Genomic DNA, 14,010 nt, shown 5'->3' on the forward strand with positions numbered 1-14,010 from the left:
ACCGCCGGCCACCGCCGGCCGCCGGCCACCGCCGGCCGCTGCCGCTCAGGCGTCCGCCGGAAGCGCTCGCTCGCGCGCGGGCGGGACCGGTGCCTCGCGGGTCGGCGACGGGTCGCCGAACGGCGAGCGGACGGTGCTCGGCGCGCCGCCCCAGATCGGCCGCTCCCCGCGCGAGAGGCGGGTCAGCGGCCGCTCGACGAGGTGGTGCAGGATCACGCCGAGGACGATCGCGAAGGCGGCGCCGCCGGCGAAGTAGAGGAGGAAGTGGCCCCACAGCGAGGAGGCGTCGACGCCGAGGCTGCGCAGCTCGAAGATCGCGATCCCGTGGATCATGAAGATCGAGTACGAGCGCTCGCCGAGCCAGACGACCGGCCGCCACCGCAGGATCGCCCAGGTCCGCCGGCCGCTGAGCTGCCAGAGCACCACGCCGCCGACGATCAGGCCGGCCGACGCGGCGTTGTAGAAGATCGCCTCGGCGCTGCCCAGCCGCGTCCACGAGCTGAGCTTGTAGGCCACGAGCAGGCCGAGCAGGGTCGTCGCGACGCCGATCGCCGGCGTGTGGCGCCAGCGCGCGATCCGGGTCCCGAGCCGGATCTCGAGGACCGCGAAGGCCACGCCGGGCAGGAACGCGACGAGCGCGCCGATCGGCGAGTGCATCGGCGGCGTCTCGGCCGGCAGCCAGGTGCTGCAGAGGACGGTCGCGACCACCGCGACGACCAGCAGGAGCGCCACGGCCAGCCAGCCGCCGATGCCCTTCCAGCGGCGCATCGCCGACCAGCAGAGCCAGCCGACCAGCGGCAGCGCGACGTAGAAGACCGCCTCGACGTCCATGCTCCAGGCGTGGCCGACGGCGCCGTTGACGGCCGCGGGCTGCCAGACCTGGGAGAAGCCGAACATCGCCACGATGTCGCCGGTGCTGGACCCCAGCGTGCCGTACATCACGAGGGCGATCACCATCACCGCCCACATCGCCGGCACCACGCGGCCGATCCGGTGGCGGACGTAGCGGCCCGGGTCGGGGAACCCGCGCGCCTGGCCGAAGGCGGCAGCGACGAACGGCCGCGACAGCAGGTACGCGGAGAGGGCGAAGAAGACCCAGACCGAGATCTGGGTCGCCTGGAGGGCGGCGCCGATCGTGGTGCCGTACTGGCCGAAGTCCGGCTCGGGCGCGGGATGGCGGACGCTCACCGCCCAGCCGGCGGTGTGCCAGACGATCACCGCCAGCAGCATCCAGCCGCGCAGCGGGTCGCCGCCCTCGAAGAAGCGCATCCGCTGGCGCAGGCTGCGGACCTCGTCCGGGGCGTCGGCGGCGACCGGCACCAGCGGCGGTGCGACGCCGGGGGCGACGCTGGTGTGCGTGACCGACCCCTCGGGCGCGACCGGGGCGGGGGTGGCGGCCGCGGCCGCGGCCGCCCGGTCGTCCTCGCCGGCGTCGGGGGGCGGGGGCGGGCGATGCGCGTCGAGCGCCGCCGCCGCGGCCGGGTCCGCTCCCAGCGGCCCCGGTCGGCGGGCGGTCAGGCGCTTGGCCAGCTCCATCCCCGGGACCTCGACGAAGCGGTACATCAGCGCGGCCGCGAGCAGCGAGACGGGCAGGGCGACCGCGCCGAGCGCGACGTAGCCGAGCCAGCCCTTCTCGTCGGGGGCGACGTGCGGCAGCAGCAGCCCGAGGACCGGGAAGTGGACCAGATAGAAGCTGTAGGAGCGCAGGCCGACCCAGCGCGCGACCTTGCCGTCCAGCCGCAGCGGCGGGCGCCCGCCCTGCCACTCGACGCCGAGCAGGCCGAGCAGCAGCAGCGCCGCGCCCGCGACCTGCATCGGCAGCGCCAGCCAGGTGCCGGCGCGGGTGGCGTCGACCAGGATCCCGAACGCCCGCGGGATGTCGTCCGTCGGCAGCGGGCCGTTGGCGCTGACGTGGTGCTGGATGACCGCCTGGCTGGCCGGCTCGGAGCCGATCAGCAGCAGGAACCCGATCAGCGCCATCAGCAGCGTCGGTCCACGGCGCCAGCCGGCGATCCGCCGCTGGAGCGGGTCGTGGGCCTCGATCAGGGCGACCGCCAGCCCCGGCAGGAACAGCCACTGCATCACCGCCGGCCCGTCGAGCAGCGGCAGCGGAAAGCTGGCGAGGAAGTGGAAGCGCAGGAAGAAGGTCAGGACCGCCAGCCCGGCCAGGCTGACCGCCAGCCCGCGCATCCCCCAGCGCCGGCCGATCAGGAACCACAGCCAGCCGAGCAGCGGCAGCACCAGGTACCCGAGCGCCTCGACCCGCACCGTCCAGGTGACGGCCAGCGGCGCCATCCAGCTGAAGCTCCCCGACGCCGACTTGTTCCAGCCGCCGTCGACCAGCAGCAGCGTCTTGAGCGAGTGGCCGAGGTCGAACGAGCCGCCCTTCAGGACCACCAGCCAGAGGACGACGAGCACGCACAGCGCCCAGTAGCCGGGGACGATCCGCAGGACCCGGCGGATGTAGAAGTTCCTGGTCCCCGGCTGGCGGTTGCGGTCCAGCGCCCAGGCGATGAACGGCCGCGCCAGCAGGTAGGCCGAGAAGGCGAAGAACAGGTTCACCAGCCGTGCCGGCGAGAACGCGGCGTGCAGCCCGACCTCGCCGCCGAAGATCGACACCGCGTCGCGGCCCGGCAGGCCGGTCCACTGCAGACCCGCGTAGGTCCCCTCGGCGAACGCGATGTGCGCCATGAAGACCATCAGCGCGCCGATGCCGCGGGCGCCGTCGCCGCCGATCCATGGCCGCCGCCAGGCGGGCAGCTGCTCAGCCGTCGTGGCCACGGGCCCGTCGGGCGTGTCGGGAGGACCAGGACCGCTGCACGACGGGCGACGATACCGATCGGTCGGCGCGCCCGGCCCGCACGCGCGAGGGGCGAGGACGGGCATGGCGGACGCCTGGCGGTCGTCGGTCCTCGAGCGGCCGTCCGTGGTTCGCCCCGACCGCCGTCGGGGGTTCGCCCGGAGGCCGCCGGCCGGCCCTGCCGCGTACGCTCTCTGGATGGTCGATCTGGGATACGCGGCGCTCGGCGCCTGGAGCGGCGGACGGTTCATGCACTTCGGTCAGCCGCTCGACGACGAGGCGCTGGTCGAGTTGCTGAGGCCGAGCGGTCGCCTGCGGACCGTCATCACCGCCGACGTCTACGGCACGGGCCAGGCGGACGCCGTCGTCGGACGGGCGATCGCCGGCGTGCCGCGCCGCGACGTGCGGCTGGTCGGCGCGATCGGCCACGACTTCTACGACGGCGAGCGCCAGGGGGCGAAGGGCTTCCCGCGCTTCACCGACCCGGCGCTGCGCGGCCCCGAGGGCTACGCGGACTACCTCCGATCGGCGGCCGAGCGGAGCCTGGAGCGCTGCGGCAGCGACCGCTTCGACCTGCTGCTGCTGCACAACCCCGATCGGATCGGCTACACGTCCGAGGTGGTCTGGGACGCCCTCGTCGACCTCCGCGACCAGGGCCTCACCGACGCGATCGGCGTCGCTCCGGGGCCGGCCAACGGCTTCACCCTCGACCTGCTCACCTGCCTCGACCGGTTCGGCGACGAGATCGACTGGGCGATGCTGATCCTCGGTCCGCTGGAGCCGTGGCCGGCAGGGCTCGTGCTCCCCGCGTGCGAGCAGCACGACGTGCGGGTGCTGACGCGCGTGACGGACTACGGCGGGATCTTCTGGGGCGATCTGCGGCCCGACACGCCGCTGGTCGACTACGACCACCGCCGCTACCGGCCCGAGGGCTGGATCGAGCGCGGGATCCCGGTGCTGGAGAAGCTGGCCGAGATCGGTCGCAACCACCGGATGACGCCGCTCCAGGTCGCGGCCCAGTGGACGCTGGCGCAGCCGGCCGTCCACTGCGTCGCGCCGACCCTGATCCAGGAGCTGGGCGACGGCGCCCGGCCGATCGCGGACAAGCGCGAGGAGCTGGAGGCGCTGACCGCCGAGCCGCGGCTGACCCAGGCCGAGCTGGACCGGATCACCGTCCTCGGCGACAACAGCGGCTGCATGGCGCTGAAGGGTGCGACGCCGGCCTTCGAGGGCGACGAGCGGCCCGACCAGTGGGCGATCGGCGACCTCCAGCTGCAGGCCGCCCGGCGGTGGGGGATCGACCCCGACCGCCAGCTGGTCAAGATCCACTGAGCGGTCCCGTGCCGCGAGGGTCCGCGATCGTCCCCGGATGGCGGGGGCGATCAAGGACCCTCGGGCGCGCGCGGTCGGCGGCCGCGCGCCGGCATCAGTCGCGGGCGGCGATCAGCTGCCAGGGATCGCGGGGGTCGTCGCCGAGCGCGAAGGTCCAGCGCGCGCGGCGCTCCGTCTCGCGGTCCTTCGACCCGGCGAGGACGGCGGCGGTCGCCCGGTCCTCGCGGTACCAGCGGGCCCGGTAGTCGAGCGCGACCTCCATCGTCGGCGCTCCGCCGTCGGACGCCGCGCCGCTGACGCGCTCGATCGTGACCGACGCGACCCGCGGGCCGCGCACGACCGTGCGCGTCGCCTCGCTGGCGTCGTCGCCGTAGAGCAGGGTCCGGGCCGCGTCGGCGGTCGCGAGCCGGCGGAGGTCGTCGTCGGCGCCGTCGATCGCGTCGGCCCAGGCCGCCACGGCCCGGTCGACGGCGATCGTCAGGACGTCGGGGCTGAAGCGGTCGTCGACCAGCGACAGGTCGAGCGCCGCGCCGCGGGCGTCGTCGCTGAGGCCGGTCGAGACCAGGCTGGCGACCTCGGCCGCCGGGGCCGCCGCGTCGCCGACGGCCAGCTCGGTGCGGGCGGCGGCGGCCAGCTCGGGATCCTGGTCGGGGGTCAGCACCAGCGTCGATCGCAGGTTGTGCTCGCCCTCGTCCTCCTGCTCGATCGACACCAGGATCCAGCCGCCGTCGCGCTTGGCCAGGGTCCAGTACTCCGAGAGCGTCATCGCCGGGGTGGTCTGGCCGGTCGGGAACTGCTTGCCGGCGGGCGTGTCGACCCAGCTCTCGATCGCCAGCCTCACGTGCACGACGACGCGGTCGGCGGCGTCCTCGGCGCGGTTGGCGATCGAGATCAGCTGGATCTCGGGACGGCCGGTGACCACGACCCGGTTGTGCCAGCGCTTGGCGTCGAAGTCGTCCAGGCGCCGCAGCCACTCGGCCAGCAGGTCGCCGCCGATCAGCTGGCGGATCCGGTCGCGGTCGCGGGCGTCCCAGGCGGCCTGGGCGGCGAGGACGAGGGCGGCGGCCTGCTCGCGGATCGCGTCGGCGTCGAACGCTCCGTCGTCGGCGGCCGCGACCGCCGCGGCCGAGCGGACCTCGCTGTCGCGAGCGGCGCGGGCGGCCTCCCGGCGCCGGATCGCGGCCCGCCGGGCGAGCGCGGAGATCGCGACGAAGATCAGCACCGCGACGATCAGCACGAGGAACAGGCCGCCACCGCCGCTGCTGCCTCCGCCGGAGTACGACCCGCCGCCGGAGAAGCCACCACCGCCACCGCCACCACCGCCGCCGCCGGAGAACCCGGACGATCCGGAGCCGGCCTGGGCGAGCAGCCACGAGGCGAGGGCGGGCGCGGAGAAGGTCACGGGCACCATTCCATCGCTTCCAGCGCGGTCGCGTCGGGATCCCGGCGCGTTCCCGGTGGTGCGTCCCGCCCCGGGACGCGAAAGAGCCCGGCAATGCCGGGCTCGTCGGTCCTGCGGAGCGGCCGCCCAGGGGCGGCCGGGTCCTGGGAAGGGCGTCTACTCGCGGTCGTCGCGATCGCGGCCGCCGCGGTACCCACCGCGGCCACCGCGCTCGGGACGCTCCTCGCCCCGATCCTCGCGGCCCGGCATGGCGATCATGCGCGGGTGCGGGTAGGGGAGCAGCGCCAGCTCGCGCGCCTGCTTGACGGCGCGAGCGGCGTGAGCCTGGTCGCGAGCGTTCAGGCCGGTCGCGCGACGCGAGCGGATCTTGCCCTTCTCGGTCACCAGAGCGCGCAGCGCGTCCACGTGCAGGTGGTCGATCTGTGCGATCTGCTCCTTGGTGAGCTTGGGGGCACGCCGAGTGCCGCCCTTCGGCGACCGGCGGCCGCGAGGAGATCGAGAGGGTCGGGCCATAGACGGGTCATGGTGGCACAACCGCCCCGTCCGGCGTCGTCCGCCCGGGGGCGGCAGCCGTCCGCCGGCGGGCCGCCGGCCGACCGCGGCGGCGCGATCCCCGATCAGTCGCCGGCGTCGCCGGCGGCGTCGGTCAGGTTGGTCGTCACGACCTCGGGCCAGCCGGGCGGCATCGGGAAGGTCTCGTCGCCGACGCCGAGCACGAACGGCTCGCTGCCGTCGGCGCGGACGGTGATCGAGAAGTCGACCTGGGGGCGGGTGGTGTCCCAGCGCAGCTGCAGCACGTCGCCGCCGGAGCCGAGCAGCGACGCGGCCTCGCGCGTCCCGCGGGCGTAGTGCTCGACGCCGCCGAGCGGCGCCGCGACGTCGCCGGTCTCGGGGTCGGCGTCGAACGGCGGCAGCTGCTTGAAGTCGATCCCGGCCAGCCCCGGCGGCGGCGCCGCGTCGAGCTCGATCGCGTGCGGCAGGTGCACGACCCGCTCGCCGATCGTGACCTCGATCGGGTTCAGCCGCTCGACGTCGACGATCGCCGGCTCGATCAGGTCGTGGCGGCCGACGCCGCCCTCGACGACGGCGATCGCCTGGTTCGCGCGCGAGGCGTGCAGCAGCTCGCGCAGCAGGACGATCACGTCGTCGAGCGGTCCGACGGTGGCGACGAGCTCGACGGGCTGCTCGGGGTCGGTCTCGGTCACGCGGGCTCCTGGCTGTCGGCCGGCGGCACGACGGGGATGGTCTCGGTGTCGGGCCACGGCGCCGGGCGGCCGCTGCGGAGGGTGTCGGCGACGACCGCCGCCCACTTGGCGTCGCCCCAGCGCTCGGCCTGGCGGTCGGCGGCCCGGTCGCTGTCGTAGGCGACCCGGCGGTGCTCGACGCGGCCGTCGTCGTGGAGCAGCGCGTAGGCGGCTCGCGGGTCGCCGTCGAACGGCATCCCGACGCTGCCGGGGTTGACGACGAGCGTGGTGCCGCCGTCGGGGCGCGCGACCTCGCGGCGGATCGGCAGGTGGGTGTGGCCGACGACCAGCAGCGGCGGCGTGCGGCCGGCCAGCAGCGCGCCCTCGTCGGGCCCGGGGACGGGCAGGAAGCCGTCGACGTCGGAGCGGGGCGACGCGTGCCAGGCCTCGCCGCCGCCGGGCAGCGGCTGGAACAGCGGCAGCGCGTAGAGGTCGGCGATCGTCGCCTCGTCGAGCGCCAGGTGGGTGGCGGCCTCGCCGGCGCGCGCGAGCGGTGCCTCGGGGACCGCGTCGGCCTCGATCGCCCAGCGCTCGTGGTTGCCGCGCAGCCAGCGGGCCGGCCGCAGCTCGCGCAGGCGCTGGAGGGTTTCCTCCGGCCAGCCGCCGAAGGCGGTCATGTCGCCGCCGACGAGCCAGTCGTCGGCCCCCTGCCGGCGTGCGTCGGCGAGCACGGCGTCGAGCGCGGCCAGGTTGCCGTGCACGTCGTAGAGCAGCGCCAGCACGCCCGCCACGGTAGCGCGCGCTCGCGCCGGGGCGCCCGCAGAGCCGCTTTGGCCCGCCGGAGGATTCGAACCGCGCGAGGTCGGCCCGGAGGGCGCAGGGCGGCCGCCCGACCAGCGCTACCGTTGAAACGGATCATCTGCTCCGCTTCACGGACTGGAAACGGATCAAGCGCTCCGCTTGTGCTACCGTCCTTGAAACGGATCGCTCGCTCCGCTTCACGGCGGCCGCGTCGTCCCGTCCGCCGCACGTCCCGCGCACCGTCCCGACACCCCTGCAGGAGAACCGCCCGATGAGTCCCGGAACCACCAACCACAGGCGCGACTGGATCGCGCTCTACGTGCTCTGCCTGGGCATGCTGATGATCGTCCTCGACGGCACGATCGTGAACACGGCGCTGCCAGTGCTGAAGGACAGCCTGGACTTCTCCGACAGCAACCTGACCTGGGTCCTCAACGCCTACCTGATCCCGTTCGGCGGCCTGCTGATGCTGTCGGGCCGGATCGGCGACCTGATCGGCCAGCGGAGGATGTTCCTCTGGGGGATGAGCTTGTTCACCCTCGCGTCGCTCCTCTGCGGCCTGGCCGAGAGTCAGGAGATGCTGATCGGCGCGCGCTTCCTGCAGGGCGTCGGCGGCGCCCTCGGATCCTCCGTGATCCTGGGGATGATCATCACGATGTTCCGGGAGCCCAAGATCCAGGGCGAGGCGATCGGCGTCTACTCGTTCGTCGCGTCGGCCGGCGGCTCGATCGGCCTGCTGCTGGGCGGCGTGCTGACCGACATCCTCAGCTGGCACTGGATCTTCATGGTCAACCTGCCGATCGGCGTGGCGACCGTGCTGCTGGCGCTGCGCCTGGTCCCGGACCGTCCCGGCCTGGGGCTGAAGGAGAACAAGGTCGACGTGCCCGGCGCGCTGATGCTGACCGGCGGCCTGATGGTCGGCGTCTACGCGATCGTCGGCGTCGAGCGCGAGGGCTGGGGCTCGGCCCAGACGCTGATCCTGTTCGCGGTCGCGCTGGTGCTGCTGGCGGGCTTCGTGCTCCGGCAGGCCCGGATCGCGCACCCGCTGCTGCCGCTGCGGATCTTCCGCTCGCGCAACGTGACGGGCGCCAACCTGGTGCTGCTCGGCGTCCTGGCCGGCATGTTCAGCGTCTTCTTCTTCGGCGCCCGCTACGCCGGCGAGGTGCTCGGCTACAGCCCGATCGAGATCGGCCTGGCCTTCCTGCCGCTGACGGTCCTGATCGGCGGCGTGTCGACGCGAGTCGCGCAGCCGGTGTCGGAGCGGTTCGGCGCGCGGATGACCCTGATCGGCGGCCTGTCGCTGATCACGGCCGGCGTCCTGCTGTTCCTGCGCTCGTCGGTCGACGGCAGCTACGTCGGCGACATCCTGCCGTCGATGGTGCTGCTCGGCTTCGGCGCCGGCCTCAGCTTCCCGTCGATCATGTCGCTGGCGATGTCCGGCGCCACCCCGGCGGACTCGGGGATCGCGTCCGGCCTGGTGAACACGTCGATGCAGGTCGGCGGGGCGATCGCCCTGTCGGTGCTGGCGACCTTCGCCGCCGAGCGCACCACGAGCCAGATCGCGGACGGCGCAAGCCGGCTGGAGGCCCTCAACTCGGGCTTCCACGTGGCCTACCTGATCGCCGCGGGGATCGTCGTCGCCGCGATCGCGGCCGCCTTCTTCGTCCTCCAGGAGCAGCCGGCGGCAGCCGGCGAGGGCGTAGCGGCGCACGCGGGAGAGGGCGAGCACGCCGGCGCCCCCGCCCCGGCCTACTCCGAGGCGGCCTGAGCGTCGATGGAGGACCGGTGCGCGGCGCCCGCCGCGCACCGGTCCGCTCTCGGCCCCGGCCCGCGCGACCAGTGGACTAGCATCTGCCCATGAGCACGATCACGGCGGAGAGCGTCGTCGACGCCGAGGCGGCCCGGCCGCTGCGTGCCGACGCCCGGCGCAACCGCGAGCGCGTGCTCGTCGCGGCCACGGCCGTCTTCGCCGAGGAGGGCGCGGACGCCAGCGTCGCCGAGATCGCTCGCCGGGCCGGCGTCGGAGCCGGAACCCTGTTCCGCCACTTCCCGACCAAGCACGACCTGCTGCTGGCGACGCTCGAGCAGGGCTTCGACGACATCCAGGCCGCGATGGAGCGGGCCGAGGCGATGGACGACGCCTGGGAGGGCCTGGTCCACGTGCTGACGGTCTGCGCCGAGATCCAGGCCCGCGACCGCAGCTTCCTCGACTCGGTCGGCCCCGAGCTGTTCCGCGAGCCGAGCCTCCAGCGGCGCAACCAAGAGCGGATGGAGCACATCCGCCAGCTGGTCGCCCGCGCCCAGGCGGCGGGCCTGCTGCGGGACGACCTCCGCGCCGAGGACGTCCCGTTCCTGCTGAGCGCGGTCGGCGGCGCGACCGGCCAGTGCACCAGCGGCGGCGAGATCTCGCCCGAGCTGTGGCGCCGCTATCTCGGGATCGTGCTCGACGGGCTGCGCCCGGTGGCGGCGACGCCGCTGCCGGTGGCGGCCCCGACGTTCGAGCAGCTGACGGCGAAGTGCGCCGCGGTCCAGCTCGCCGACGAGGCCTGAGGCACCGGCCGCGACCGTGACCGACCACCGGCCGTGGTGGGAGGGGACGCTCACCGCCGTCGCCGGGATCGCCGCGGCGACGCTGGCGATCGAGCTGCTGAAGGGCGCCGCGCCGGTCGTCTCGCTCGGCGTCCTCTACGTGCTGCCGGTGCTGCTGGTGGCCGTGCGGTCCGGGGTCCGGCTGGGCATCGCCACCGCGGTGGCGTCGATGCTGGCCTACAACTGGTTCCACCTGCCGCCGGTCCACCGCTTCACGCTCGCCGACAGCCGCCACTGGGCCTCCGTCGCGGTGCTGCTCGTGGTCGCCGTGGTGGCGGCGCGGATCGCCGAGGCCGGGCGCCGGCAGGCGCGACGGGCCGAGCAGGCCCGGCGCGAGGCCGACCTGATCGCCGACCTCGCGCGGGCGGTGCTCGGTGCCGACCAGGTCGCCGCCTCGCTGCCGGTCGCGGCCGATCGCCTGCGCGGCCACCTCGGCGTCGGCGTGCGGATCGCCGTCGGCGGACCGCTGCCGCCGGGGGCGGGAGGACCGCTGGCGGTGCCGCTCGACGGCCCGCAGGGAACGGTCGGCTGGCTGCTGCTGGCGTCGCCGCTGGAGCGCGACGACGGCGTGGCGCTGCGCGAGCGGATCGTGCCGGCCCTCGGCGCCCTGCTGGCCGCCGGGATCGAGCGCCAGCGGCTGGCCGACGACGCGGTCGAGGCGGAGACCCTGCGGCGCAGCGACGAGGTCAAGACGACGCTGCTGCGGACCGTCAGCCACGACCTGCGGACCCCGCTGACCCAGATCGGGACGGCGGCCGCGGCGCTCCGCTCGCCGTCGCTGGAGGACGAGGAGCGGGCCGAGCTGGCGACCGGGATCGAGGAGGGCACCGTCCGGCTGGCGGCGATGATCGACAAGCTGCTCGACCTGTCGCGGCTGGAGGCGGGCGCGGCCGAGCCGCACGCCGAGGTCGTCCCGCTCGACGACCTGGTGCGCGACGCGCTCGAGGCGGTCGGCCCGCGGGCGGCGCGGGTGACGCTCGAGGTCGAGAGCCCGCCGCCGAGCGTGCGGGCCGATCCCGTCCAGATCGTCCGCGCGGTCGCCAACCTGCTCGAGAACGCCCTCCTGCACGGCCGCGGCGGGGCAGCCGGCGACGACGAGCGGGTCCTGGTGCGGGTCGCGACCCGCCGCGGACGAGCGGTCGTGCGGGTCGTCGACCGCGGACCGGGGATCGAGAAGGGCGAGCTGGAGTCGATCTTCCGGCCGTTCCAGCGGGGGCTGAGCGCGGGCGGCGCGGGCTCCGGCCTGGGGCTCGCGATCGCCCGCGGGTTCGCCGAGGCCAACGGCGGCACCGTCCGGGCCGAGAGCTACCCCGGGCAGGGCGCGGCGTTCGTGCTCGAGCTGCCCCCGGAGGCGGAGCCGGCGGCGACGCGCCAGGATGTCCCGGTGGCCGACGAGGACGAGACGTGAGCGCCGAGGGCAACACGGTCCTGGTCGTCGACGACGAGCGCCAGATCGTGCGGGCGCTGCGGGTGCTGCTGCGCGACGCCGGCTTCGAGACCGTCGCGGCCGGCGGCGTCGAGGAGGCGCTGGACCTGGCGGCCCTCCACGGCCCCGACGCGGCGATCGTCGACCTGATGCTGCCCGACGGCACCGGCGTCGACGTCTGCCGCGGCCTCCGCGAGTGGTCGTCGCTGCCGATCCTGGTGCTGTCGGCGGTCGACGAGGAGGACCAGAAGGTCGAGGCCCTGCAGGCCGGCGCCGACGACTACGTCACCAAGCCGTTCGGCCCCCGCGAGCTGCTGGCGCGGCTGCAGGCGCTGCTCCGCCGTGCCGCGCCGGCGGGCGAGGAGCCGGTGATCCGGGTCGGGGACCTGGACGTCGACGTCGCCGGTCATCGCGTCAGCCGCGACGGCGAGGAGATCCACCTGACGAAGATCGAGTTCGGCCTGCTGCGCACGCTCGTCCGCCACCGCGGCAAGCTGCTGACGCACCAGGCGCTGCTGCTCGAGGTCTGGGGCGCCGCCTACGCCGAGGACACCGCGACGCTGCGGACCCACATCGCCAACCTGCGGCGCAAGATCGAGCCGCCGGACGGGTCCGGCGCCCCGCGCCTGATCAGGACCGAGACCGGCGTCGGCTACCGGCTGGTGGCCTGAGTGGCCCCGGGCTACGCTGGCGCGATGGGCCGCCGCGAGATCCGCTCCTGGTTGATGGACATGGACGGCGTGCTCGTCCACGAGGAGCAGGCGATCCCCGGGGCGGAGCGGTTCCTGGCCCGACTGGCCGAGCTCGGCCTGCCGTTCCTGGTCCTGACCAACAACTCGATCTACACCCGCCGCGACCTGGCGGCCCGGCTGCGGGCCAGCGGGCTCGAGGTCCCCGAGTCCTCGATCTGGACCTCGGCGCTGGCGACCGCGGGGTTCCTCGCCGACCAGCGGCCGGACGGCTCGGCGTTCGTGATCGGCGAGGCCGGCCTGACCACGGCGCTGCACGAGGCCGGCTACACCCAGACCGACCGCGACCCCGACTACGTGGTGCTGGGGGAGACCCGCACCTACAGCTTCGAGCGGATCACCCGCGCGATCCGCCTGATCGAGCGCGGCGCGCGGTTCATCGCCACCAACCCGGACGCCACCGGCCCGTCGCTGGAGGGGCCGCTGCCGGCCACCGGCTCGGTCGCCGCGCTGATCAGCAAGGCGACCGGCGTCGAGCCGTACTACGTCGGCAAGCCGAACCCGCTGATGATGCGCTCGGCGCTGAATGCGATCGACGCCCACTCCGAGACGACGGCGATGATCGGCGACCGGATGGACACCGACGTCGTCTCGGGCCTCGAGGCCGGGTTGGAGACGATCCTCGTCCTGTCCGGCGTCGCCACGCGCGAGGCCGCCGAGCGGTTCCCGTTCCGGCCGACCCGGATCGTCGACTCGGTCGCCGACCTGGTCGACGGCCTCGGCTGAGGCGCGCCGACGCGGGGGTCACCCGCGTTGCGCGTGGAACGCGATCCGGCAGGCGCCGACACGCAGCCCGCCGCGAGCGCGCTGATCCGCGCCGCCCGTCCGCGGCCGTGGCGGTCAGGCGGCGGGTGAACGGCGCGCCCTGGGCGACGTCGGCCTGGTCGAGGACGACCTCCGCGCCGGCCGGGTGGCGGGCATCAGCCGCATGTGGCTGGTCTCGCGGCCCGTGCCGAGGAACCCGACCGTGACGGAGACCTGGCTGGCGGTCGTCGTCAGGTCGCCGGCCGCGGTCAGGGTCCACCGCTCGCAGTTGGGTTCGCAGCCGCCGAAGCCGGCCGGCGGGTCCTCGAAGTCGATTGCGGTGGTCGCGGCCGACGCCGAGGCGGACCCGGCCAGCAGCGCGGTCGCGAGCGCGAGCGGCACCAGCGACCACGATCGGCGGCCGTATGACGGCGGGCGGACAGGACGGAACCGGCGCGGCATCGAGCGGACGGTGGGTCCGAGCCGGGCCCGGCGCATCGGGAGGGATCCCTATCCCGGCCGCTCCTCCGCGAGTGCGCCGTGTCCCCCCGGATGCGTTGCCGCTCAGCGCCGGCGGGCCCGGAACGGCAGCTCGCAGCCGCCGACGACGAGCCGGCCGTGCGCCTCGCTGGGGCCGTCGACCACCAGCGCCAACCGTCCGGGGACCGGGCGGCCGTCGCGCGTCAGCGTCACCGCGACGGGGGAGATCCCGTCGCTGCTGCGGCGGTCGGCACGGCCGAGCAGCCGCAGCGGCCGGCCGGCCACGCTGCGGACCGCGACGACGACCCCGCGGCGGAGGGCGAGGGCGGAGCGGCCGCAGCGTGCGACGACGTCGGCCCGGGGCGTCGCCCGCAGCGTCACGATCCGGCGGCGATCGGCGGCGAACGTCAGCGACCCGCTCCGCACGGCGTCGCCGCTGATCGCCCAGCTCCCGCTCCGCGGTCGCGGCGGCGCGGGGGCGGCGACCACCGTGCGCGCGGTCG

At 75.1% G+C, this 14,010-nt stretch carries 13 protein-coding genes; 6 read left to right on the forward strand and 7 right to left on the reverse strand.

The genetic code is table 11. The features are described 5' to 3' along the window. Nucleotides 1–45: 45 nt before the first annotated feature. The gene (locus tag PAI11_RS08085; protein WP_007572875.1) at nucleotides 46–2,781 is read right to left on the reverse strand and encodes an acyltransferase family protein; all 2,736 of its coding nucleotides are present in this window, start codon (nucleotides 2,779–2,781) and stop codon (nucleotides 46–48) included. A gap of 217 nt (nucleotides 2,782–2,998) precedes the next feature. On the opposite strand from PAI11_RS08085, the gene PAI11_RS08090 reads away from it, so the two are divergent. Further along, nucleotides 2,999–4,132: an aldo/keto reductase gene (locus tag PAI11_RS08090; protein ID WP_007572877.1), complete on the forward strand. Its 1,134-nt coding sequence runs from the start codon at nucleotides 2,999–3,001 to the stop codon at nucleotides 4,130–4,132. 94 nt (nucleotides 4,133–4,226) lie between these two features. Here PAI11_RS08090 and PAI11_RS26945 read toward each other — a convergent pair whose 3' ends face one another. From PAI11_RS26945 to PAI11_RS08110, 4 genes are all read right to left on the reverse strand, one after another. Then, the gene (locus PAI11_RS26945; RefSeq protein ID WP_007572879.1) at nucleotides 4,227–5,534 is read right to left on the reverse strand and encodes a TIM44-like domain-containing protein; all 1,308 of its coding nucleotides are present in this window, start codon (nucleotides 5,532–5,534) and stop codon (nucleotides 4,227–4,229) included. 156 nt (nucleotides 5,535–5,690) lie between these two features. Then, complete coding sequence (gene rpsR, locus PAI11_RS08100) at nucleotides 5,691–6,047, reverse strand: 30S ribosomal protein S18 (protein ID WP_081488321.1); 357 nt, start codon at nucleotides 6,045–6,047, stop codon at nucleotides 5,691–5,693. Nucleotides 6,048–6,151: 104 nt separating this feature from the next. Beyond that, a complete protein-coding gene (locus PAI11_RS08105) occupies nucleotides 6,152–6,739 on the reverse strand; it encodes a hypothetical protein (protein ID WP_007572884.1) in 588 nt (195 codons plus the stop codon). Beyond that, a complete protein-coding gene (locus PAI11_RS08110; RefSeq protein WP_007572886.1) occupies nucleotides 6,736–7,500 on the reverse strand; it encodes a metallophosphoesterase family protein in 765 nt (254 codons plus the stop codon). The genes PAI11_RS08105 and PAI11_RS08110 overlap by 4 nt, the downstream gene beginning before the upstream one ends. A gap of 290 nt (nucleotides 7,501–7,790) precedes the next feature. Between PAI11_RS08110 and PAI11_RS08115 the strand changes: the two genes are divergently transcribed. The 5 genes from PAI11_RS08115 (at nucleotide 7,791) to PAI11_RS08135 (ending at nucleotide 13,009) form a co-directional block, all read left to right on the forward strand. After that, complete coding sequence (locus PAI11_RS08115; RefSeq protein ID WP_007572888.1) at nucleotides 7,791–9,287, forward strand: MFS transporter; 1,497 nt, start codon at nucleotides 7,791–7,793, stop codon at nucleotides 9,285–9,287. Between the two features lie 89 nt (nucleotides 9,288–9,376). Next, entirely contained in the window at nucleotides 9,377–10,069 is a 693-nt protein-coding gene (locus PAI11_RS08120; RefSeq protein WP_007572890.1) for a TetR/AcrR family transcriptional regulator, read from the forward strand. Nucleotides 10,070–10,085: 16 nt separating this feature from the next. Continuing rightward, nucleotides 10,086–11,516, forward strand: a complete 1,431-nt coding sequence (locus PAI11_RS08125) for a sensor histidine kinase (protein WP_007572892.1) — start codon at nucleotides 10,086–10,088, stop codon at nucleotides 11,514–11,516. Then, entirely contained in the window at nucleotides 11,513–12,205 is a 693-nt protein-coding gene (locus PAI11_RS08130; protein ID WP_007572895.1) for a response regulator, read from the forward strand. The genes PAI11_RS08125 and PAI11_RS08130 overlap by 4 nt, the downstream gene beginning before the upstream one ends. Before the next feature lie 24 nt (nucleotides 12,206–12,229). After that, a complete protein-coding gene (locus PAI11_RS08135; protein WP_007572897.1) occupies nucleotides 12,230–13,009 on the forward strand; it encodes an HAD-IIA family hydrolase in 780 nt (259 codons plus the stop codon). Between the two features lie 114 nt (nucleotides 13,010–13,123). Here the strand turns inward: PAI11_RS08135 and PAI11_RS08140 are convergent, their stop codons facing one another. Together PAI11_RS08140 and PAI11_RS08145 are read right to left on the reverse strand one after the other, a co-directional pair. Then, nucleotides 13,124–13,429, reverse strand: coding sequence for a hypothetical protein (locus PAI11_RS08140; protein WP_007572899.1), 306 nt, complete (start codon nucleotides 13,427–13,429; stop codon nucleotides 13,124–13,126). A 162-nt stretch (nucleotides 13,430–13,591) separates the two neighbouring features. Further along, a partial coding sequence (locus PAI11_RS08145; RefSeq protein ID WP_211656570.1) for a hypothetical protein occupies nucleotides 13,592–14,010 on the reverse strand: 419 nt, incomplete at its 5' end.

It is taken from the genome of Patulibacter medicamentivorans (genome assembly GCF_000240225.1).
GTDB classification, from domain to species: Bacteria; Actinomycetota; Thermoleophilia; order Solirubrobacterales; family Solirubrobacteraceae; genus Patulibacter; species Patulibacter medicamentivorans.

Coding starts and splice junctions, on each gene's coding strand:
- PAI11_RS08090 (WP_007572877.1), top strand. CDS start 2,999: ATGGTCGATCTGGGATACGCGGCGCTCGGCGCCTGGAGCGGCGGACGG.
- PAI11_RS08115 (WP_007572888.1), top strand. CDS start 7,791: ATGAGTCCCGGAACCACCAACCACAGGCGCGACTGGATCGCGCTCTAC.
- PAI11_RS08135 (WP_007572897.1), top strand. CDS start 12,230: ATGGGCCGCCGCGAGATCCGCTCCTGGTTGATGGACATGGACGGCGTG.
- PAI11_RS08120 (WP_007572890.1), top strand. CDS start 9,377: ATGAGCACGATCACGGCGGAGAGCGTCGTCGACGCCGAGGCGGCCCGG.
- rpsR (WP_081488321.1), bottom strand. CDS start 6,047: ATGGCCCGACCCTCTCGATCTCCTCGCGGCCGCCGGTCGCCGAAGGGC.